The 21,774-nt window shown below is 33.5% G+C and carries 26 protein-coding genes; 20 read left to right on the top strand and 6 right to left on the bottom strand.

What is annotated here, in order from left to right:
• Positions 1 to 27 precede the first annotated feature (27 nt).
• The 4 genes from V7S50_RS15015 to V7S50_RS15000 all read left to right on the top strand — a co-directional run bounded on the left by V7S50_RS15015 (position 28) and on the right by V7S50_RS15000 (position 3,228).
• Positions 28 to 1,878 carry a sigma-54-dependent Fis family transcriptional regulator gene (locus tag V7S50_RS15015; protein ID WP_242253055.1) on the top strand — a complete coding sequence of 617 codons (1,851 nt, stop codon included), beginning with the start codon at positions 28 to 30 and terminating at the stop codon, positions 1,876 to 1,878.
• A gap of 112 nt (positions 1,879 to 1,990) precedes the next feature.
• A complete protein-coding gene (locus V7S50_RS15010) occupies positions 1,991 to 2,248 on the top strand; it encodes a DUF3977 family protein (RefSeq protein ID WP_242253056.1) in 258 nt (85 codons plus the stop codon).
• Positions 2,249 to 2,383: 135 nt separating this feature from the next.
• Complete coding sequence (locus V7S50_RS15005; RefSeq protein WP_063221413.1) at positions 2,384 to 2,617, top strand: YczI family protein; 234 nt, start codon at positions 2,384 to 2,386, stop codon at positions 2,615 to 2,617.
• Positions 2,618 to 2,769: 152 nt separating this feature from the next.
• Positions 2,770 to 3,228, top strand: a complete 459-nt coding sequence (locus V7S50_RS15000; RefSeq protein ID WP_242253057.1) for an SRPBCC family protein — start codon at positions 2,770 to 2,772, stop codon at positions 3,226 to 3,228.
• Here V7S50_RS15000 and V7S50_RS14995 read toward each other — a convergent pair.
• Positions 3,167 to 3,988 carry an arylamine N-acetyltransferase gene (locus tag V7S50_RS14995; protein WP_242253058.1) on the bottom strand — a complete coding sequence of 274 codons (822 nt, stop codon included), beginning with the start codon at positions 3,986 to 3,988 and terminating at the stop codon, positions 3,167 to 3,169. The two genes, V7S50_RS15000 and V7S50_RS14995, sit on opposite strands and share 62 nt — an antisense overlap.
• A 92-nt stretch (positions 3,989 to 4,080) precedes the next feature.
• Between V7S50_RS14995 and V7S50_RS14990 the strand changes: the two genes are divergently transcribed.
• Positions 4,081 to 4,518 carry an NUDIX hydrolase gene (locus tag V7S50_RS14990; protein WP_242253059.1) on the top strand — a complete coding sequence of 146 codons (438 nt, stop codon included), beginning with the start codon at positions 4,081 to 4,083 and terminating at the stop codon, positions 4,516 to 4,518.
• 35 nt (positions 4,519 to 4,553) lie between these two features.
• Here the strand turns inward: V7S50_RS14990 and V7S50_RS14985 are convergent, their stop codons facing one another.
• Complete coding sequence (locus tag V7S50_RS14985) at positions 4,554 to 5,165, bottom strand: TetR/AcrR family transcriptional regulator (RefSeq protein ID WP_063221411.1); 612 nt, start codon at positions 5,163 to 5,165, stop codon at positions 4,554 to 4,556.
• A 159-nt stretch (positions 5,166 to 5,324) separates the two neighbouring features.
• Here V7S50_RS14985 and kynU point away from each other — a divergent pair, with 159 nt between their 5' ends.
• The 4 genes from kynU to V7S50_RS14965 all read left to right on the top strand — a co-directional run bounded on the left by kynU (position 5,325) and on the right by V7S50_RS14965 (position 9,149).
• On the top strand, positions 5,325 to 6,611 hold the full coding sequence (gene kynU / locus V7S50_RS14980) for a kynureninase (protein WP_242253060.1): 1,287 nt from the start codon (positions 5,325 to 5,327) through the stop codon (positions 6,609 to 6,611).
• A 2-nt stretch (positions 6,612 to 6,613) separates the two neighbouring features.
• Positions 6,614 to 7,243: an arylformamidase gene (kynB, locus tag V7S50_RS14975; protein ID WP_242253061.1), complete on the top strand. Its 630-nt coding sequence runs from the start codon at positions 6,614 to 6,616 to the stop codon at positions 7,241 to 7,243.
• 33 nt (positions 7,244 to 7,276) lie between these two features.
• Positions 7,277 to 8,116 (top strand): tryptophan 2,3-dioxygenase, encoded by an 840-nt coding sequence (gene kynA, locus V7S50_RS14970; protein WP_242253064.1) that lies wholly within the window; start codon positions 7,277 to 7,279, stop codon positions 8,114 to 8,116.
• A 115-nt stretch (positions 8,117 to 8,231) separates the two neighbouring features.
• On the top strand, positions 8,232 to 9,149 hold the full coding sequence (locus V7S50_RS14965) for a serine hydrolase domain-containing protein (protein WP_242253066.1): 918 nt from the start codon (positions 8,232 to 8,234) through the stop codon (positions 9,147 to 9,149).
• Between the two features lie 111 nt (positions 9,150 to 9,260).
• Here the strand turns inward: V7S50_RS14965 and V7S50_RS14960 are convergent, their stop codons facing one another.
• Positions 9,261 to 9,593: a DUF3889 domain-containing protein gene (locus tag V7S50_RS14960; RefSeq protein ID WP_242253067.1), complete on the bottom strand. Its 333-nt coding sequence runs from the start codon at positions 9,591 to 9,593 to the stop codon at positions 9,261 to 9,263.
• A gap of 145 nt (positions 9,594 to 9,738) precedes the next feature.
• Between V7S50_RS14960 and sleB the strand changes: the two genes are divergently transcribed.
• From sleB to V7S50_RS14925, 7 genes are all read left to right on the top strand, one after another.
• Positions 9,739 to 10,500, top strand: coding sequence for a spore cortex-lytic enzyme (gene sleB / locus V7S50_RS14955; protein ID WP_063221405.1), 762 nt, complete (start codon positions 9,739 to 9,741; stop codon positions 10,498 to 10,500).
• A 15-nt stretch (positions 10,501 to 10,515) separates the two neighbouring features.
• Positions 10,516 to 11,856 carry a germination protein YpeB gene (gene ypeB / locus V7S50_RS14950; RefSeq protein ID WP_242253068.1) on the top strand — a complete coding sequence of 447 codons (1,341 nt, stop codon included), beginning with the start codon at positions 10,516 to 10,518 and terminating at the stop codon, positions 11,854 to 11,856.
• Between the two features lie 26 nt (positions 11,857 to 11,882).
• On the top strand, positions 11,883 to 12,479 hold the full coding sequence (locus V7S50_RS14945) for a YhcN/YlaJ family sporulation lipoprotein (RefSeq protein WP_242253069.1): 597 nt from the start codon (positions 11,883 to 11,885) through the stop codon (positions 12,477 to 12,479).
• A 111-nt stretch (positions 12,480 to 12,590) separates the two neighbouring features.
• Positions 12,591 to 12,947: a DUF3862 domain-containing protein gene (locus V7S50_RS14940; protein ID WP_242253070.1), complete on the top strand. Its 357-nt coding sequence runs from the start codon at positions 12,591 to 12,593 to the stop codon at positions 12,945 to 12,947.
• A gap of 25 nt (positions 12,948 to 12,972) precedes the next feature.
• Complete coding sequence (locus tag V7S50_RS14935; protein ID WP_242253071.1) at positions 12,973 to 13,470, top strand: GNAT family N-acetyltransferase; 498 nt, start codon at positions 12,973 to 12,975, stop codon at positions 13,468 to 13,470.
• Positions 13,471 to 13,666: 196 nt separating this feature from the next.
• The gene (locus V7S50_RS14930; protein ID WP_242253072.1) at positions 13,667 to 14,125 is read left to right on the top strand and encodes a GNAT family N-acetyltransferase; all 459 of its coding nucleotides are present in this window, start codon (positions 13,667 to 13,669) and stop codon (positions 14,123 to 14,125) included.
• Positions 14,126 to 14,277: 152 nt separating this feature from the next.
• On the top strand, positions 14,278 to 14,814 hold the full coding sequence (locus V7S50_RS14925; RefSeq protein WP_242253073.1) for a DUF1697 domain-containing protein: 537 nt from the start codon (positions 14,278 to 14,280) through the stop codon (positions 14,812 to 14,814).
• A 44-nt stretch (positions 14,815 to 14,858) separates the two neighbouring features.
• Here V7S50_RS14925 and V7S50_RS14920 read toward each other — a convergent pair whose 3' ends face one another.
• Positions 14,859 to 15,260 (bottom strand): hypothetical protein, encoded by a 402-nt coding sequence (locus V7S50_RS14920; protein ID WP_242253075.1) that lies wholly within the window; start codon positions 15,258 to 15,260, stop codon positions 14,859 to 14,861.
• A gap of 208 nt (positions 15,261 to 15,468) precedes the next feature.
• Here V7S50_RS14920 and V7S50_RS14915 point away from each other — a divergent pair, with 208 nt between their 5' ends.
• Both V7S50_RS14915 and V7S50_RS14910 read left to right on the top strand, forming a co-directional pair.
• Complete coding sequence (locus V7S50_RS14915; protein ID WP_242253077.1) at positions 15,469 to 16,638, top strand: ParM/StbA family protein; 1,170 nt, start codon at positions 15,469 to 15,471, stop codon at positions 16,636 to 16,638.
• Between the two features lie 11 nt (positions 16,639 to 16,649).
• A complete protein-coding gene (locus V7S50_RS14910; RefSeq protein ID WP_001257753.1) occupies positions 16,650 to 16,985 on the top strand; it encodes a hypothetical protein in 336 nt (111 codons plus the stop codon).
• Between the two features lie 118 nt (positions 16,986 to 17,103).
• On the opposite strand, the gene V7S50_RS14905 is transcribed toward V7S50_RS14910, so the two are convergent.
• On the bottom strand, positions 17,104 to 17,958 hold the full coding sequence (locus tag V7S50_RS14905; RefSeq protein ID WP_242253079.1) for an alpha/beta fold hydrolase: 855 nt from the start codon (positions 17,956 to 17,958) through the stop codon (positions 17,104 to 17,106).
• 178 nt (positions 17,959 to 18,136) lie between these two features.
• On the opposite strand from V7S50_RS14905, the gene V7S50_RS14900 reads away from it, so the two are divergent.
• A complete protein-coding gene (locus V7S50_RS14900; RefSeq protein ID WP_336376456.1) occupies positions 18,137 to 19,063 on the top strand; it encodes an NADP-dependent oxidoreductase in 927 nt (308 codons plus the stop codon).
• A gap of 97 nt (positions 19,064 to 19,160) precedes the next feature.
• Here the strand turns inward: V7S50_RS14900 and pdxR are convergent, their stop codons facing one another.
• On the bottom strand, positions 19,161 to 20,594 hold the full coding sequence (pdxR, locus tag V7S50_RS14895) for a MocR-like pyridoxine biosynthesis transcription factor PdxR (RefSeq protein WP_242253081.1): 1,434 nt from the start codon (positions 20,592 to 20,594) through the stop codon (positions 19,161 to 19,163).
• Between the two features lie 146 nt (positions 20,595 to 20,740).
• Between pdxR and V7S50_RS14890 the strand changes: the two genes are divergently transcribed.
• Positions 20,741 to 21,658, top strand: a complete 918-nt coding sequence (locus V7S50_RS14890) for a DMT family transporter (RefSeq protein ID WP_063221394.1) — start codon at positions 20,741 to 20,743, stop codon at positions 21,656 to 21,658.
• Positions 21,659 to 21,774: the final 116 nt, after the last annotated feature.

The following is a 21,774-nucleotide window of genomic DNA, read 5'->3' as shown; positions in this document are numbered from 1 at the left end:
CAAAACAATTAAAAGGGAGATGATATGATGTTAGCTTCACCGTTTTACTTACATACTTGGAAAAAGTTTGTTGATGAAGGAGTTCTTGATTCGAGCCGTATTAACGAGAGAATTTCAGAGTCATGGCATCGATGTAAACAAGCAAATGTGAACCCTCATATGAATAAAGGTCAGAAAATTTTGTCTTCTAATATTTTTCAGGATCAAAAGACAAAGAGTGAAATCTTCCTTGATATAGCAATACCTCAAATACAAAATATGAGAAAAACCATTGATGAACTGCAAATGATGGCATTATTAATTGATCCAGACGGTTACGTTCTATCGTTAAGTGGAAATCAACAAACGTTGAAACGAGCGAAACATATTAATTTCATTGAAGGTGTGAAGTGGACGGAAGCAGCTGTTGGTACAAATGCGATAGGAACAGCGTTAGAAATTGAAGAAGCTATTATGATAAGTGGTACAGAACATTATTCTGTCGCATCTCATAGCTGGAGCTGTGCGGCCGCTCCCATTCATAATGATGATGGAAAATTAATTGGCGGTCTAGATTTCTCCTGTCCAATTGAGTTTTCACATCCATATATGCTCGGTATGGTAACTTCGCTTGCCCATGCAATTGAACGTGAATGTAGTATTCGAGTGCATCAAAATGAGCTACACTTAATTCATCGTTTTTTAGATGTAATTGATAGTGATGAGCAAGTTGTTATTTGTAATCATCGTGATGTTATCGTTTCCGCAAGCAAGAGGGTTCGTGAACGAGTATGTAATTGGTCACGAATGAAATCTGAAGATTTAATGCACTATGGATTGAAAACTAAATTAGAAGTTCCAGTATACAGTAATAATAGAATGATTGGGAAATGTATTTATGTAAAGGAAAATAAACAAGAAAAATTATTTTCAACTTCCCTATTTATAAATGGAATTACTTTCCCTGGAGTAACTGGGACGAGCAGTGTATTTCAACATACATTAGAAGAAATTAAGCTTGTATCACCAACTGACGCAAGTGTATATGTTTGTGGTGAAACAGGTGTAGGGAAAGAATATGTAGCGAGAGCGATTCATGAAAATAGTCCAAGAAAAAATGGTCCTTTTATAGCTGTTAACTGTGGTTCATTACCGAAAGAATTAATGGAAAGTGAATTGTTCGGTTATGCTGAAGGAGCGTTTACAGGTGCGCGGCGCCAAGGATATAAAGGGAAATTCGAACAAGCAGACGGTGGAACAATATTTTTAGATGAAATTGGTGAAGTGCCACCAGAGATGCAAGTCGCATTATTGCGTGTTTTACAAGAACGAACAGTAACCCCAATTGGCAGTTCAAAAGAGGTACCAGTCAATATTCGTATTATTACTGCGACACATAAAGATTTACTGCGATTAGTTGAAGAAGGAAAGTTCCGTCAAGATTTATATTATCGTTTACATGTTTATCCGCTATATGTTCCATCGTTAATAGAAAGAAAGGAGGATATTCCGTACTTCATACAACATTTTTGTGAACGAAAGAATTGGAATGTTGCATTTCCAAAGAGCATTTGTAATCAATTTTCACAACATACATGGCCCGGAAATATTCGAGAATTATTAAATGTATTAGAACGTATTTACATTTTGTCGCAAGGACGGGAAATATGCGAAAAACAAATCTCTTTTTTATTACAAACTATGATGGGAAATCAACATCAACTTGAATTGCAAATAGAAAATAAAACGAAGTATACATTAAATTTCCGTGAGAAAATACAGCGTGATAGTATGATTGAAGCGCTTGAAAAGACGAATGGAAATGTTTCGTTAGCTGCAAAACTGTTAGATGTACCTCGAAGTACATTTTATAAACGAATGCAAAAATATAAGTTATAAAGTAGATTTTTGTAATCTACTTTTTCTTTGTGGGCTCATGTTCTGTCGGAATGTGCGCTTACCGGGGAAATAATAGAATAGTTAGAAATTAATTTCCGAAAGGGGGACTTATGTGAAGTATATTGAAATTGGTATTGGAAATAGGTGGTTCGTTCGAACAGAAACAGAAAATAAAGATGGAACTGAATTTGAGGAACGAGGTATTATAAAACCTATTTATTTTGAGTCTTTATATGTACGAATTTGGTTTCGCAAAACGTGTTTAATTTTTGATGCGAAAGAAGGGTTTAAAAAGGTTAAGAAAAGGAGGGTTGAATATAAATTTATAGTTGGAATTGTGAGTAGATTAAATAAAGAAAAAGTGTGTTAACATACGTAGTTATATTAACCAGGAAATTCTTTTAATTTATATCTAATTCATGAAAAACAATTTCACAAATATAAATTGTTAATAAAGCCGCTAAGGAAACTTAGCGGTTTCTTTTTGAATAGGAGGGATTTGCGTATGAATAGGATTGTAACGGTTTTACTTGCAATTATTGTAATGGGGTATTCCATTTATAGTTGGAATGATGCTTCGAAACAGAGTTTGCTAATTTTACAAACACTATTAGGGTTTATGTTAGTTAGTTTAGGGGTGCAAAATTTTAAAAATAAAGAAAATAGAAGTATGGGCATCGCTTTACTACTCGTTGCGTTATATTTAATTGTTGTATCGTTAGTAAGATATTTTGCATGAATAAGTATTTAAATTATTTATTCATGATTTTCTTATTACGAAAAACATTCTCGCAATAAAAGTTAAAATTCCACTTGTATTTCACTATATAAAATATGGCATAATGATTTAGTTAAATAGAAATGGATAGGGTATTTGAGAGGGGCAGTATAATGAGTTTTGCAATTGAAATAGTAATAAAAGCACCAATGGATGTTGTATGTGACTATATAATAGAAGATGAAAAAATAAAAGAATGGAATACGTTTATAATAGAAAATCGCTATCCTTCAAATATAGATAAAGAGAATCCACATGTAGGAGATAAATATATTTCTGTTCAAAAAGTCGGTAAGAAAATATTGGAGGCAGAAGTAGAAATTCTTGAATACGATGCCCCCCATATCATTTCACTAGGTAGTGAAATGAAGCAAGGATATTCAGCGATGACTTATATGTTAGAAGAAGATGAAGAAGGTACAGCACTAACATTAATTTCAGAATATGAACCGAGTAATTTTTACTATAAAATTATGTATAAGTTAACAGGATGGATTTCACGAGGTTTAACTATGGAACAAATGGAGCGTTTAGCAGAATGTGTGGAAACTGCTTATAATAAAGAAGTTTAATATTAAAAATCTCAATAGTTCTTTCATATATTTTTTTATCGACACAAAATCTTTCTGTTATCCAATAATTAAGTTCGGAAGATGTAAGACTTTCTTCTCTTTTCTTACCTTGGAAATATCGTTTTAAAACATTATTATTAATAGAAGTCGGAATGCCATCGATATAACCGAAGATCTGAATTGTCTTTAATACAGGAGAGGTAGGCCAATCATTAGACTTTGTAATGAGTTCTTTCATACTTGATAAATGTATTTGCTCTGTATTTAAGATTTTTGCTGGACCTGGATTTCTAGTAATTTTAACCCTATTATTTGAGACTTCATAAGTAAAAGTTTCTCTTACATTACTTATTTGAAATGATTCATAAAGTGAGTAAGCTTGGAATAAAGGTGCACAGTAAACAACATCGACATAATAAGGTTGGTCTAAGTTGACTCGTAAGCATAAATGTCCGGGGTCCATATACATATAATGAACATCAAAACCAAGATTTGATAATAACCAATGGAATCCAATCGAGTGCGTCCAACAAGTACCGCCCAGACCTTTTGTTGTAATACGGTTTATGTATGTCTCAATGAAAGGAAAATAATCCCCTGTTTCATTACCTTTTTCCCAGTCAATTATTTTAGAAAGGGTTTCCCACTTTACTTTTTCTTGATGAGCTTTAATTAGCTCATTTAAAAATTTTAAGCTATTAGGCTGTTTTGTAGCACTTAAAAATGATAGAAATTCGTTTACTAGTTTTTCTGACGACATATTCTTTTCCTTTCTATATAGAAGTTAGTATTAAGAATATTATATAATAAATGTCAGAAAATACAGTTATTAGTAGGGTAGGAGAGAATTATATGTCTATGTCGCTATATTATAAAAAGATCCGGAAGCAATTAGGTCATGAACTAATTTTTATGCCGAGTGTAGCTGCTGTGATAAAAAATGAGCAGGGGGATATTTTGTTTCAATTTCCTGGTGGGGAATACTGGAGTTTGCCAGCTGGAGCAATTGAGCTTGGGGAAACTCCAGAAGAAGCAGTAGTTCGGGAAGTTTGGGAAGAAACAGGATTGAAAGTGCAAGTAAAAAAACAAAAAGGGGTATTTGGAGGAGAAGAGTACCGTCATACATATCCGAATGGTGATGAATTAGAATATATAGTTGTTGTGTTTGAGTGTGAAGTTACTAGTGGCGAGCTAAAATCGATAGATGGTGAATCTTTAAAACTACAATATTTCTCTTTATCTGAAAAGCCGCCTTTAGCGTTACCATACCCAGATAAAATATTTTTATAGATGTAAAATAGCACACCTTATTCATTGAAGGTGTGCTATTTATATAATCCCGTCGTATACATTTCCGTCAATGTATGCACTATCTTTTCTAACTCTAATTTTTTATCATTTTTCACAATCGTCCAAAGAAACATCTCATTCATCGCAAACCAAGCACGGGCTACAATTTCTTTATTTAATTTAGATTGTGCTAATCCACTTTCTTGAGAGTATGTAATATCCTGCGTAATATTGTTTATAAAGCGTTCTCGTATCTCGTCCCATTTTTGACGTATCTCTTTTGATAATCCGATTGCCTCCTGCACAACTTGCAATATAGCTCGTTCTTTCTCTGCTAATTGTAGGAATGCTCTAACTTGATTTTGAATCATGCTACGTGCTTCTTCTTTTGTTTGAGGCGAAAAGGAGCGCTCAGCAATATCATAAAATTGATTCATAACATCTTCCATTAAAACGATGAGGAGATCATCTTTGTTTTTAAAGTATACATATGCGGTTCCATAACCAGTTTCTGCATGCTTAATAATTTGTGTAATTGTCGTTTTTTGAAAACCATTATGTATAAAAATAGTATAGCCAGAGTGTAAAAGTTTTTTCTTTGTTTCTAAGGAGCGGTGTTTTCTTGATGAAAGAGTACTGTTTTTCAAAGAACCACCTCTTTATACTGAAATATCTGAAAATATAACTGTATTGTAAAAGAAATTCATATATAAAGTCAACTGACATAATATCATTGACGTTATATCAACGAAGGTGATATATTTCAATTAGTTAGAATAAAAAGAAAATTAAGAGAAGGTGACACCATGTATAAAGAACCATTTCAACCAACTTATGAGTATGCGCTTGAATGTGATAAACATGATGAACTGAAAGATTTTCAAACTGAATTTTATAAAAAAGAAGGAACAATATATTTAGATGGAAACTCATTAGGGCTACTTTCAAAAAGAGCAGAGAAATCGTTACTTACGTTGCTAGATTCATGGAAAGAGTATGGCATTGACGGCTGGACAGAGGGTGAGCATCCTTGGTTTTTCCTTTCGGAGAAATTAGGTGAACTGACAGCACCTCTTATTGGAGCTTTACCAGAAGAAACTATTGTAACCGGTTCCACGACGACGAATATTCATCAAGTAATCGCAACTTTCTATGAGCCGAAAGGAATACGTACAAAAATTCTTGCGGATGAGTTAACATTCCCATCAGATATATATGCACTTCAAAGTCAAATTCGATTAAAAGGGTTAGAGCCAGATGAGCATTTAGTGCGAGTGAAGAGCCGAGATGGTAGAACACTTTCTGAAGATGATATTATTCATGCGATGACAGATGATGTCGCTTTAATTTTATTGCCTTCTGTACTGTATAGAAGCGGCCAAATTCTTGATATGAAACGTTTAACAGCGAAAGCGCATAAGCGTGGTATTCATATTGGATTCGATTTATGTCATTCAATCGGTGCTATTCCACATCATTTCAAAGAGTGGGATGTTGATTTCGCTATTTGGTGTAACTATAAATATTTAAATGCAGGACCTGGTGGTGTAGCGGGGCTATATGTAAATAAGAAGCATTTTAATAGACTTCCAGGGTTATCAGGTTGGTTTAGTTCCAGAAAAGATAAGCAATTTGATATGGAACATACATTAACAGCTGCTGATCATGCAGGTGCTTATCAAATTGGTACACCGCACGTATTAAGTACAGCGCCGTTAATCGGTTCTCTTGAAATGTTTAAAGATGCTGGTATAGAACGTTTACGTGAAAAATCCATACATATTACAAGATACATGCTTGATTTAATTGATCATGAATTAAAAGATTTTGGATTTACAATAGGAAATCCATTAGAAGATGAAAAACGAGGCGGGCATATTTATTTAGAGCATGCAGAAGCAGCACGCATATGTAAAGCGTTAAAAGCAAATGGTGTAATTCCAGATTTTAGAGCGCCAAATGGAGCGAGACTTGCGCCAGTTGCTTTATATAATACGTACGAGGAAGTATGGCAGTCTGTTCGTATTTTAAAGAATATTATGAAAGATGAAGAGTATAAGCAATTTGAAAATAAGCGAGAGGTTGTGGCATAAACATGAAAACATCAGAGTGGATTGATATTTCACAACCGTTAAATAATGATATTGCCACTTGGCCAGGGGATACACCATTCTCGTATGAAGTTTCATGGTCAAAAGAAGAGAGTGGATCAGTAAATGTCGGAAAGTTAACGATGAGTATTCATACAGGTACTCATATTGATGCACCGTTTCATTTTGATAATGAAGGAAAGAAAGTAATAGACTTAGATGTTCGAGTTTATGTTGGGCCTACAAAAATCATTGATGTTTCTAATCTTGAAAGCATCGGGAAAAAGGAATTAGAAAACTTTCATTTAGAAGGCGTAGAACGCTTATTGTTACGCACATCTTCACATGGTAAAGCGAATGAATTCCCAAATGTAATTCCGCATTTACGTGCAGATATAGCACCGTTTCTTTCAGAGAAAGGGATACGTTTAATTGGGGTAGATGTTCCCTCAGTTGATCCATTAGATGATAAAGAATTAGAAGCGCATCATCAATTGTTTAAACATGGAATACACATTTTAGAAAATGTCGTACTAGATCATGTAGTAGATGGAGATTATGAACTAATCGCATTACCACTTGCCTTAACAGATGCAGATGGAAGTCCAGTTCGAGCAGTTATTAGACCAATATAAGTAGAAATATATATAAAGGGGCGTTTGGCTAATATGAAAGAAAACGAAAAGGTAATTATGGAAAAAGGGATTCATACGGACTTTAAAGAAAATATGACGTACGGGGAGTATTTGCAATTAGATAGTTTACTATCTTCTCAAAAGAGATTATCAGACCATCATGATGAAATGTTATTCATCGTTATTCATCAAGCAAGTGAACTTTGGATGAAACTCATTTTACATGAGTTAAATGCAGCAATTGAATCTATTAAACAAGATAAATTACAACCAGCTTTTAAAATGTTAGCACGTGTATCAAAAATTCAGTCTCAAATTATTCAATCTTGGGATATTCTTGCGACATTAACGCCATCAGAGTACATTGAATTCCGTGATTCACTTGGTCAAGCTTCAGGTTTTCAATCGTACCAATATCGTATGATTGAGTATGCACTTGGTTATAAAACACCACATGCATTAAAGATTTATGAAAAAGATCCAGAATTACATGCTCGCCTTTATAAAGCACTACATGCACCTAGTATATATGATGTGGCAATTCAAGCGCTTGTAAAAGAAGGGTTCCCGATTCATAAAGATGTGTTAAATCGTGATATTACGCAGCCTTATGAAGAAGATGCAACAGTAGAAGCAGCATGGATAGAAGTATATGCAGACGTAAAAAAATATTGGAATTTATATCAGCTTGCTGAAAAATTGATTGATATTGAAGATTGGTTACAACAATGGCGTTTCCGTCATATGAAAACGGTAGAACGCATTATCGGACATAAAATGGGAACAGGCGGATCTTCTGGTGTATCTTATTTAAAACGAGTACTTGATCAACGTTTCTTCCCAGAGCTTTGGAATGTTCGTACGAAATTATAAAAACAAACCTGTCAGTTTAACTGGCAGGTTTGTTTTTTTATTTGAGCACAATTATGTTTTAATGGAAACTACAAGATATAATACATTAAGTAACTATTTAAATGGAGGTAAAGTTTTGGATTTCAAGCAACTAGAAAATAAATTTGAAAAGAAAAAAGTGAATACATTTCTCGTTTATCAAAAAGGTGAGTTAACAACTGAGTATTATAAAACGTTAGAGTGTGAAAATAATCTATTTAAAATAAATTCGATTACAAAAAGCATTGTATCTATATTAATTGGTATTGCAATCGATAAAGGATATATAAATGATATACATACACCGATTACAAAGTGGATTGAAAATGTATCTAATGAAAAGCGGGATTTGACTCTGTATCATTTATTAACGATGACTACAGGTGAGGACTGGAAAGAGTTCGGAAATGGAGTAGTGTTCCCAAATGATTTTGTAGAATCGGAAAACTGGGTGCAGTACATATTAGAAAAACCAATAATTGAAGAACCCGCTACAAAAATGAATTATAACTCAGGGTCTTCGCATTTGCTTAGCTATATTATTCAAGAAGCTACTAGAATGCCGACAGAACAGTTTGCGAAAAAATATTTATTTGATCCATTAGAAATTACCAAATATGAGTGGCAACAAGATCCGCAAGGAATACATGTCGGCGGCTTCGGAATGAAAATGAAGTCTAAAGATTTATTAAAGTTAGGAATATTATGTTTACAGAATGGGTATTGGCAGGGGAATAAAATTGTATCATCGAAATGGTTAGAAAAATCAAGTATGGCTCTATTTGAAACGTATGAATATGTCGGGGCATATGGATATCACTGGTGGGTATTGAATAATGAAAGATTTCACATACCGTATTGTATGTACTTTGCTATGGGATATGGCGGACAATACATCGTTATCATTCCGCAGTTAGAGGTCGTTGCTGTAATAAGCAGTCATATGCCAAAACGTGGACTCGTTCCATTGAAATTATTTATTGAGCATGTACAAGAGAATTACAATGTTCAATAAGGCCACAGGTGGATCCGTTCAATCCAGTTCAATTGTTTAGTTTCTTCGCAATTAAAAGTAATTTAGAAAATAAAACCCCACTGTTTACATTAGTAACAGTGGGGTTTTATTTTATCTACTCGTCTTCTGGAACGACACCTTTATAAATTTCTCTGTCTTCGTTTCAAATTCTACATCAACAAAAACACCATATTCTTTTCCATCTTCACGTAGCCATAATTTAAATTTTTCAACTGTTATTTGAACGGTTTTTGGTTTTCTACCTATATGAAGATAATCAATAATCTCAGCTTTCGGGTATTGTTCTTTCGTCTTTTCTACAGCAAGTTTCCCCCATTTAGCATACGGCGGCTGCGCATGAACAATTGATGAGCCGGTATATATATTTGAACATGTTGTTAGGAACAGAATGACGAGTGCGACACGCTTTAACAATTTCTTCATGATGAACTCCTTTTATTCTTTTTGTATATTGTTTACATATTTTTTCAACGATATTAGCTTGGATTTTTTTGTCTTCTTTACATAAAAGCGAGGCTTTTACAAAACATAACCAAGAAATCATTTCCGTAATTAAGGAGGGAAAATTATGCGTCAAAAAGCTATTTTTAAAATAGCAGTTTTACTTGCGTTCATAGGACTATCTTTGATGGTCAGTAGTATACAACTAAAAAATGTAGAAGCCTTTTCTAATCAAGTCATTCAAAGAGGAGCATCTGGCGAAGATGTCATTGAACTGCAATCTCGTTTGAAATATAACGGGTTTTATACGGGAAAAGTGGATGGTGTTTTCGGATGGGGTACATATTGGGCACTTCGAAATTTTCAAGAGAAATTCGGATTACCTGTTGATGGTTTAGCTGGAGCTAAAACGAAGCAAATGCTCGTGAAGGCAACGAAGTATGACAAGTCAACTGCTAATAAAGGAAATAGTGGTGGTACTGCGCAAGAAAATAAACCACCTCAAAATAAAGGGACAAATGTTCCAAATGGCTATTCTCAAAATGACATTCAGCTCATGGCAAACGCAGTATATGGAGAATCACGTGGGGAGCCATACTTAGGACAAGTTGCAGTAGCTGCAGTTATATTGAATCGTGTTACAAGTGCATCATTTCCAAATACCGTTTCAGGTGTAATCTTTGAGCCAAGAGCATTCACAGCAGTAGCAGACGGGCAAATATATTTAACACCAAATGAAACAGCAAAAAAAGCTGTATTAGATGCAATTAATGGATGGGATCCAACAGGAAATGCATTGTATTATTTCAATCCAGATACCGCAACAAGTAAATGGATTTGGACGCGTCCACAAATTAAAAAGATCGGAAAACATATTTTCTGTAAATAGAGCGGAGGTGGAACTATGTTACGAGGTATTATAATCGTATTATTAACAATCGGTGTAGTTGGGACAGGATACTGGGGCTATAAAGAGCACCAAGAGAAAAATGCAGTATTAATTCGAGCGGAAAATAGCTATCAACGTGCATTTCATGATTTAGCATATGAGGTTGATTTATTGCACGACAAAATTGGAACAACGCTCGCGATGAATTCACGTGCATCTTTATCACCTGCATTAGCAGATGTATGGAGATTAACATCTGAAGCTCGTTCGGATGTAGGGCAACTTCCTTTAACATTAATGCCTTTTAATAAAACGGAAGAATTTTTAGCGAATATTGGTGATTTTAGTTACCGTGCAGCCATTCGTGATTTAGAAAAAGAGCCGTTAAATGCTCAAGAATACAAAACGTTGCAAACTTTATACTCAAATGCAGGAAATATACAAGATGAACTAAGAAAAGTGCAACATCTTGTTTTGAAAAATAATTTACGCTGGATGGATGTTGAGATGGCACTCGCATCAAATCGTGATCCTGCAGACAATACAATTATTGATGGATTAAAGACTGTAGAAAAAAATGTAACATCGTATTCATCTACAAACTTCGGACCGACCTTTACAAGTACGCAAAAAAATAAAAAAGGCGGATTTGAAGCAGAAGGAAAAGCGATTTCAAAAGATGAAGCGGCGAAAATCGCAAAATCATTTTTAAATTTAAAAGGAAATGAAAAAGTAGAAGTTGAGAAAAGCGGAAAAGGTGCAAAAGAATCTTTCTATAGTGTGAAAATTAAAGATGAAGTGACGAATAATGAGTTTTATATGGATATTACCGGAAAAGGCGGATATCCAATTTGGGTTATGAATAATCGAGAAATTAAAGAACAGAAAGTTAGTTTAAACGATGCAGGAAGTAAAGGTTTGAAATTCTTAAAGGACCATAAGTTTAATAATATGGAGCTTTATGATAGCTCACAATATGATAATGTTGGTGTATTTACGTATGTTGTAAATGAGAATGGCATACGAATTTATCCAGAAGCAATTCAAATGAAAATTGCTTTAGATGACGGTTCTATCGTTGGATTTTCCGCAAAAGAATATTTAGCGTCACATCAAAAACGAACGGTTCCATCAGCAAAGCTAACTGCAGCAGAAGCGAGAAAGAAAATCAATCCAGATGTTAAAGTTATGGAAGAACGCAAAGCCGTCGTAGTAAATGATTTGCATAATGAAGTACTTTGCTATGAATTTGTAGGTACGTTAGGGAAAGATACGTACCAAATTTTCATTAATGCAAATAGCGGAGCTGAAGAAAAAGTAAAGAAAATGCAAGCTGTTGAAAAAATTTATGATTAAACCTTATTAGTAAAGTGGTGAAAATAATGAAAACCCTAATATATATGTTAATGTTTTGCTTTATTATAGTTGGATGTAGTATTGGAAAAAAGGACAACCCAAACGAAAAGCCAGAACAAAAAAATGTTTCGACGAAAAATGTTAATTATACGAACAAATCAAATAAGCCAAATGAAAAAGCAGCAGACCATTTAGCATCTTTAGCCGCAAGTGTGCCAGGAGTGAATGATGCAACAGCAGTCGTTGTTGGGAAATATGCTATTGTAGGTATTGATGTAAAAGCGAAACTCGATCGAACTCGTGTGGAGTCCATTAAATACTCTGTAGCAGAAAGTTTAAAAAACGATCCTGATGGTGCTAATGCAGTTGTTGTAGCGGATGTTGATACGTATGAACGTCTCAAACAAATTGGAAAGCAAATTAAAAAAGGAAAAACAGGTGAAGGTATACTCGATGAGTTAGCAGCAATTGTTGGCCGAGTAATGCCACAAGTTCCAAATGACATGATTGAAAATCGAGAAACGAATCCAATTAAAGATAATGATAAACAATTACCAAAAGATGAAGAACAAGAATTAAGAAAAGAACAGAATGACCAATCAAATTATCATTTGAATAAATAAAGTTAACCTTAGGCCCGTACTAAATTGTACGGGTTTTTTTATATAATATTAAATATTCAGTTTATTTTTAAGGGAATATATGGTTTAATTATGATGGGGGGGACAACTGTTATGATGAAAAAAAGCACATTAATATTATGTAGTTTATGCTTAGGTTTCAGTATGACAGCGTGTGAACAGAAGAAAGAAGTAAAAAAACAAACCACTACTTCTTCTACTGTGATGGAGAGACAGCAGAAAGAATCTATCAATATAAATCATTTCTCGCACATAAATGAAGGAATGACTTATAAAGAAGTAAAAGAATTAATTGGTTTTGAAGGGAATTTAATCATAGAAGAAGGCGTAGAACATTCTACACAAATTAAACAAATTTTTTCTTGGAAAGGAAGCGATTCAACTTCATTTGTTGAAATTACCTTTTTAGATGGAAAAGTACATTCAAAAGCGCAGCAAGGTTTAAGTTAATAAGTAAAAAATGGGAGAGTTTTGCATGAACATACATACAGGGGAAATTCAATTAGTTCCGTATAAAGAAAAATATAAAGAAGTTATACAAACATTTACTTTACCAAGTGAACAAGTTCAATTTACATCAGACCCAGGTGAATTGCTGGAGAAAGCTAAAAGTGATCATACAAAAAATGTGATTGTTATTATGGATTACAATGGGGTACCTGTTGGCCTTTTCGCATTGCAAACAGGTGATAGAGTACAGGAGTTCACAGATAATGAGAACGCATTACTTTTAACTTCATTTTCTATAAATCACAATAGACAAAGGAAAGGATATGCCGAAAAGTCATTGGCGCTATTACAAGAGTTTGTAAAACGTTATTTTCCGATAAAAAATGAAGTTATACTTGCTGTGAATGAAAAAAATATTCCTGCACAAAATTTATATGAAAAAGTCGGCTTCCAAGATAAAGGCTTTAGAAGAATGGGACCAATTGGTCAACAAATCATAATGCATTTACCTATCATGAAATAATGAGAAGAAAAACTTACTCTTGCATAACAAAGTAGTAAGTTTTTTACTTAGAACGATAAGAGAATTAATATAAAACACATATATTTAGGAGTGAAGAAATTATAGCTAGTGACATAAAAAAATAAAGATACTTGAAAAACATTAATTTTAGTTAGTTTTACAAGTATTAAATAATACTAATGGAGGTCGTAGCTTTATGGAAATAATTCAATTACTAAAGAAGGATGACTTATTTAATAAGGCAATAGATGTGTTTTGGAAAGAATGGGGTGAGGAAGGAGGGCGTGCTTTTTATGAAGATTGTATGACTAATGCTTTAATTGATCCAAATGACATACCGAGTTTTTACATTGCAAAAGTAGATGATAAGATTATCGGAACTTATGCATTAATTCGTAATGATTTAAACAGTCGTCAGGATTTGAGCCCGTGGCTAGCATGTTTGTTTGTAGATGAAAAATTTAGAGGTAACTCTATAGGAGCAGACTTGTTGAATCATGGACTGCTAGAAGCAGCAAAAAGAGGATACAAATTTCTTTATCTTACTTCAGATCTTAAAGGCTATTATGAAAAATATGAATGGGAAAAAATTGGAGTTGCTTATGGGCCTAGTGGAGGATACATACCTTTGTTTAAAAAGGCAACAGTTCTATAACGAAAGCACCTTTCGTTGAACAAAATTAAAGAACTTTAAAGAACCTTACTACGATAGATTGTGGCAAGGTTCTTATAGTTTATATTAAAATTAACTTACTTTATTATCACTGTAGATCAATTGTGAAATACATTTAATTGAGGAGAAATGATATGGCAATTTATATTGCATTACTAAGAGGGATAAATGTAGGCGGCCATAAGGTAATTAAAATGGCTGATTTAAAACGAGTGTTTGAATCAATAGGGTTAAAACAAGTGAAAACATATATTCAAAGCGGTAATATCGTATTCGAATCTGAGGAAGATATAAAATTTCTAAAGGAGCGAATACAATCTGAAATTAAAAACGTTTTTGGTTTTGATGTTCCAGTCATGTTAAGAACAAATGAGGAATTTATAAATATTATAAAAAGATGCTCCTATAAAGCCAATTCATTGCTAGAAGGGGAAAGTATACATGTTGCCTTCCTAGCAAATGAACTTTCTGAAATAGAAAAAGATCAGCTGCTTATGCAAAAAAATGAGACTGAAGATTGTTATATACATGAAAAAGTTGTGTATTTATTTTTCAAAAATAGCATTCGAAATTCCAAATTAATGAACCAGTTTCAGAAGTTACATACACCAGCTACAGTAAGAAATTGGCGGACTGTGAATAAATTAAAAGCGATAGTTGAGGATATGTAAATATAAAAAGATGAGATTTTCTCTATATAGAAAATCTCATCTTTTTATTTATATTGTTTTCCGACTATAAGTTCGACAATAGGATAAATAAAGAATGAAGAACAAAGTGCGATAAAGAGAGGAAGATTCTTTATTTCATCAAGTAATAGGAAGGCAAATCCTTCTGAAAATATTAAAATTAGAAACATGAAACAAATAAGTGCAAAATAAGAAATTTTAAAGCTTTTATATTTGATTTGCTGTCCCATTTCATCTTGGCTTTCTTCCGATACTCCGTTTGGATCTCCCCAAGTAATTTGATTAATTAAATTACCAAGTATTAACGAAAAAGCGAATAATGTTCCTCCCAAAATCGAACCTTCTGTTACATATTTATATGCGCCATGTATGAGGACTCCGATTAATGATAAAACGATAATTATGAAAATAAATTTTTTATGCTTCAATTTAGAAATGACACCTCCATAGTTGTAAAAAACTCTTTACAATCATAGTATAAAATTGGAAAAGTTCCATGTCAAATACTTTTTACATAAAGGGCGAGAATATGATATTTTGTTTTTAAGATTAATAAAAAATTACATTACATTTGAATGTAAAAGAATGGGCTCGCATATATTTGGAAGGGATGTCAGATTAATTTAGGGGGTAGTTATGTCTATTCTTTTAAAAGCTGGTGCTGATGCAGGAAATAACGGTTTGAAGTTAATGGTGAAAGGGCAAGACCCTATTTTTATTCCGAGTATATATTCTTTATATATAGGAGAGCCTACAGGACTCTTAGATGAGGGAGATGTTTCATTATCTGAATTAGAAAATCACATTGACGTGACCATTAGTTCTCCATCGTTAATGTTAAATAACGTGCGGTATATCGTTGGAGAAAAAGTAATTCAAGATCAATTAAAAGGTACTGAAGTAGAGAAGAAATCGAATAAGTCAACGGATGAGTTAATGGTTATTACAATTCTATCAGGCTTAGCAGTAAGTGCTATGCGTCAAAGTCCAACTTCTAGTCATATTAATATTCGTTATGATTTATCAGTTGCTCTTCCTATGCAACTCATTACGCAAGAAATAGCTGCGGAAAATGCAAAACGTTATATGGGTAACCATAAAGTGGTGTTCCATTATCCAAACGGACGTGATGTGACAATTAATATTTCTATCGAATATTGTAAATGCCTACCTGAGGGCGCTTCTGGGACGTGGGGCATTGTATATGATGAAGAAGGAAATGTTGTGAAACATAAAATAGAATGTGAACCAAATCAAGTTTCTGAAATTGATTTTGTTGATAAAACACTATTATCTTTTGATATTGGAGCAGGGACTACAGAAGAAGTAGTTTCACTAGGCGTAAACTTTAGACCACAACTAAGTAAAGGCTTATCATACGGTGTGAAAGAAACGTTACTACAAATAATTACGAGATGGAACCGGAAGTATCCAACAAAGACGATTGATAGCATTACAGAGTTTAACCAAATATATTTAAATGAAAAGCATCCAAGAAATGCGTTATTAGTTGAAGAATCACAACCAGCATTATTAGGTTTAGCAGCACGTGTCGCAACGGATATTATTAACAAAATTGATGATATGAAAGACGATCCATACGTGTTTATTTATGGCGGGGGCGCAGTTATCATTAAAAATAGCTTGAAAATGATTTTAAAACAAAAAGGGCGTTTAACAAATGTAATCTTTGTAGATAATCCATTATTTACAAATGCACGTGGATTATTAGTATACACTTGTTCACCAAAATATAGAGAGCATAAGCAAAAAGAGTTAGGATTTACAAACTTAACGATAAGTTAGTTGGTGGGAACATGCGATCTAGGCGATATAAACGTGGTGATCGAGTGAAAATCAATATTCATAAATCAGTATCACCTGAAATGCTTGCATGGCTGAATAAACAATCAAACCCAACCAATTTCTTTTTCTTTGCTGCACAGCAACTCTTTAAACAAGTGGGAGATATTGATGTGTCAAAAGCTATACCAAGCAGCCATGTTTTCTCATTATACGTAGAGCCATCGTCCTTGTTAAAGGTCGAAGTTAATCCTTTTAAAAACGTACCACTAGAAGCAAATAAATCCACCGATAATATAAAAAAAAAATCATGGGAAGCTGTTGATCAATTAGATTGTCCGTTTTTTTAAACATATAAAAATATAAGTATCGCCCATCACTATACATACGGATACAGTGATGGGCTTTTTTTAATGTAACGAATAGAAGGGGCACAAATTACGGTGTGCCCTTCTATTCGTTATTTATCTATAATTTAGATGTATGCTCAGTAACAGCATGAATTATGTCTTCCCAGTCATCGGGATGATTTTCATGTCCTGCGCCTTCAAGGGTTAACAGCGCTGAGTTAGGAATTTCATCAATAATTGCAAGACCATGTTCAAAAGGGAGTGCAGTATCGTCTGTTCCGTGAATGACTAATGTAAGTGCTTGTATGGAGTCAAGCACACCTTCATATGCATCATCTCCTTGAAGTAGAGCGTGATTAAACATACTTAATAGATTGTTAGCTCGTTCTATTTCTTGTTTGACTTGTTTGTAGACCCTTTTTTCATCAAATGTTCGTTTGGATCCACATAATAGGCGAGATCCTGAAACTAAATATTCTGCTACAACATTTTCATTTGTCCAATCTAAATGCGCGCCATTAGCATGGTGTGTTAAAATTCTTTCATCCATCGGGGGTAAATCGCGCGTGTTATTGTCAGATCCTATCACACTTGTAGCTAGTAATGTTAACGTTAAAATTCTTTCGGGATGTTTTACAGCAGCAATTTGAGCAATCATGCCACCTAATGACATACCAAATAGATGTGCTTTGTCAATATGATAAGCATCTAGTACCCCAATTGCATCTTCAGCCATATCTGTAACGGTATAATTGGAAGTTCCAGGCTCGTATGCAACTGAGCGTCCCACATCACGGTTATCAAAACGAATAACAAATTTCCCTGTTTTCGCCAACCGTTCACAAAATTCTTCATCCCAATAAACCATTGAACACGTAGCACCCATAATTAATAAAATAGCTGGGTTCTTAGGATTCCCAAAGCTTTCTGTACATATATCAATTCCGTTTATTTTAAATATCTTTTCAGTCATAAAATTATCTCCATTTCTTTTGAATTTAATTAACAATACAGTTTGTAATGGTTCTAAGATGTGAGTAAGATTTGTTTATAGCATAATTACCCCCCAAAATAATTATATGATTATTCAAGACAAAAAATTTTGAAAAATAATTGTATGTTATTACAATAAACAACAAGGAGGAGAGGAAATGAAAGCGATTGTTATAGATCAATATGGTAGTGTTGAAGAATTAAAAGAAAGACAAGTTTTAAAACCGGTTGTTAAGAATAACGAGGTATTAATACGTATTCTCGCAACAGCTGTTAATCCTGTTGATTGGAAAATAAGAAAAGGAGACCTACAAGAACAGTTGCGATTCTCATTTCCAATCATCTTAGGGTTAGATGTAGCTGGAGTTATTGAAGAAGTTGGGGAAGGTGTAGATTGTTTCAAAATAGGAGATAAAGTGTTTACGAAACCTGAAAATATAGGAAAAGGCTCTTATGCTGAATTCATTACAGTAAAATCAGATTTAGTTTCCTATATGCCTACTAACTTAAGTTTCGAAGAGGCAGCTTCAATTCCTCTTGCAGGACTTACAGCATGGCAAAGTCTTGTAGATTACGCAAAAATAAAAGAACATGACCGAGTGCTCATTCATGCTGGAGCAGGTGGAGTTGGAAGTTTAGCAATCCAAATCGCCAAATCATTTGGAGCTTTTGTTGCGACCACTGCGAGTGATAAAAATAAAGAGTTTTTACAGTCTTTAGGGGCAGATCTTGTTATTGATTATAAAAACGATAAATTTGAAGAATTACTATCAGATTTCGATATTGTATTAGATACAATAGGTGGTGAAGTACAAGAAAAAAGCTTTCAAATTATTAAGCCTGGTGGTGCTTTAGTTTCGATTGTTCATGAGCCAATTCAAAAAGTAAAAGGGATAAAATCAGGGTTTTTATGGCTAAAACCAGATGGAAAGCAATTAGAAGCATTGTCAGATTTAATTGTACATGGAAAAGTTCAGCCTATTGTAAGTAAGGTGGTGCCGTTTAATGAAGAAGGGATCAGAGAAGCTCATATTTTGAGTGAAGGTCAACATGTTAGAGGTAAGATTGTCATGAAAGTGGAATAAAAATGACTTAACATACTTAAAAATTTCATAATACCCCAAAACAAAAATATTTTGGGGTATTTACTTTTTTTAGCTTAAAAGGATTGTGCATGTGTTTCTAAAGTTTATAGTTTCGTATTGTATCATGTAATTTCTCTAATCCAATCAACATCTCTTTTTCATTTAACATAGAATAGCTAATTCTTAATTGGTTATTATTTCTTTCGTTATGTAATAGACAAGCTGTTCCTGGCAAAAAAGAAACATCTACTTCATTTGCTTTTTGTAATAAAGTAAAAGGATCTATCGAATTAGGAAGTGCAATCCATAAATTAAAGCCACCATTTGGAATTTCAAAGTTTATTTCCTTAAGTGGTGATAAAATATCAATCGTTATATCACGTCTAATTTGTAAAGCTGTACGTAATTTTTCTAAATGATTTTTCATACGTTCTGCACGTAAAAACGGTAGAAGTGCTTTTTGTGTTAATAAAGGGCTACCGATATCCATTGAACCTTTTACAGCAAATAACCATTCAAAAATAGGACCATCGGCAATAAGTGCTGCGATACGCAGTCCTGGTGCTAACGTTTTACTAAATCCTTTTATATATATTACGTGGCCATTCTTATCAAAATTTTTGATTGGAGGGGGAACAATAGCATCCTCAAAATATATTTCTCCGAAAGAATCATCTTCAATTATAAAAAACTCATATAGCTCTGCTAGTTCTATAAGTTCCATTCTTCGCTCTTTACTCATTACTGTACCTGTTGGGTTCTGAAAAGTGGGATTCGTATACAATAAAACGGGATTTTTACTTTGACAAATATCATCGATTAAATCGGAGCGAACTCCATGATTATCAAGAGAAACTGGAATAATTTGAACACCTTTATTGATGAAAATATCAAGTGCAGCACTGTAACACGGACTTTCCACTAATACAATATCACCAGGTTTTAATAATGTTTGAGCAATTAAATCAATTCCTTGTTGTGCTCCGCTTGTAATTAATAATTGAGATGGGTCTGTCACTAATTTCTGGTGCTCATTTAAGTAATTTGCTATTTCAACTCGCAGTTCATAATCGCCTTGAACTGGCCCATAAGTTGCTAGAATCATCTGGTCTTTATTAAGTATTTTATGCATTTCTTCTGCCAAGAATGGATTTGGTAATAAGCGAGGATATAAAATCGCTTGTGAAAAATCATAATATTTCCGGTGCTGATTCATTGCATATTGAGATCGCATAACATTAATCGTTTTTGTTTGTTGCCATTTATACGGAATTGACCTGAAATCTTTCTTTACATGTTTATGTATATAAGCACCTTTTCCTTGCTCAATGCGTATATATTCTTTCTTTTCTAACCGCTTATACGCCTTACGAACAGTTAATAGGTTAATCTGTAAATCTTCTGCCATAGAGCGTAAAGATGGAAGTAAGTCACCATGCAAAAGCATGCCACTTTGTATTCTTTCAACAATTTGCATATATATTTGCTGGTAATACGGTATGTTGGATTCTTTACGAAGGACAATCTTCATGGTTTCACCTTTTTCGTTTTTATTTTATTAAAGCGAAAAATATATAGAGAATCAACTATGATTTTAGGCAACTGTTATATACATAGTTACACTGTTATACACTATACCTTCTATACTCATGTTAAGAGTAAAAAGGAGGAAAAGTAATGGTTATTTTCAATTATATTTTAGTATGTATTATTTTTGGTACAACATTTTTAACGATAAAAATTGGAATTGAAGCAGGAGCACCCCCATTATTTTCAGCAGGAATTCGTTTCTTTTTAGCAGGCGTTATCCTTATGATTATATTTAAGTTAAAGCGAAAAGAGATTACACCGCATCTATTTTCAAAACGTATTATGTATGCTGGATTTTGTTTAACTTTCATGACGTTTGCATCATTGTACTGGGCGGAACAATATATTTCTTCAGGGCTAGCTGCTGTTCTTTCGGCTACGGGTCCAATGATGATTTTGTTATTACAAGCTAAGAGAAATAAGGAAAAATTACAAAAGGAGCAACTCGTCGCTTTAGTTATTGCACTAATAGGCGTTATCTTTGTTTCTTTACCAGGGATGCACCAAGAAATAAGTTTCATATGGAGTATCGCTTGTTTTGTTTTAATAATAGGAGAATTATTTTACGGAATAGGCTCTATTCGCTCAAAAGAAATACTTTCGGATTTACAAAGTGTATCGCCATTTCTCATTAATGGTATTCAAATGTTTTACGGAGGTGTTTTATTACTAATCGTATCCGTCATAGTAGAACAACCGGATGTAACTGTATTAGCTTCATGGAGTGTACAGTGGCCTATTTTATATCTCATCTTTATCGGATCAATTGGTGGACACGGATTATATTACTGGCTCTTATCAAAAACGAATCCTGTATTTCCGTCAACGTGGTTATATGTCTCACCACTAATTGCTATTATAGTTGGATACATCATATTAGGAGAACCTTTAAACCCTACAATGGGAATAGGCGCTTGTTTTATTTTGGTTGGTGTATTTTTAGCTAATCGATCCACACTCCGTATGTATTTCAAACAAGGAAGATTATTTGAGAAGGAAATGTAGTTGTATAAAGTAGCAGCCCTGTATAAATCAGGGCTGCTTGAATTTTATTTACGATACGGATTGACTTTATTTATTGGAAAGGCGTAATATTATTAATCTATATGAAAGAAAACTGT

It is taken from the genome of Bacillus sp. CCNWLW194 (assembly GCF_037120585.1).
In the GTDB taxonomy this organism is placed as follows: Bacteria; Bacillota; Bacilli; order Bacillales; family Bacillaceae_G; genus Bacillus_A; species Bacillus_A basilensis.
The sequence above is the reverse complement of the archived record's forward strand: the minus strand, read 5'-3'. Positions and strand labels throughout refer to the sequence as shown.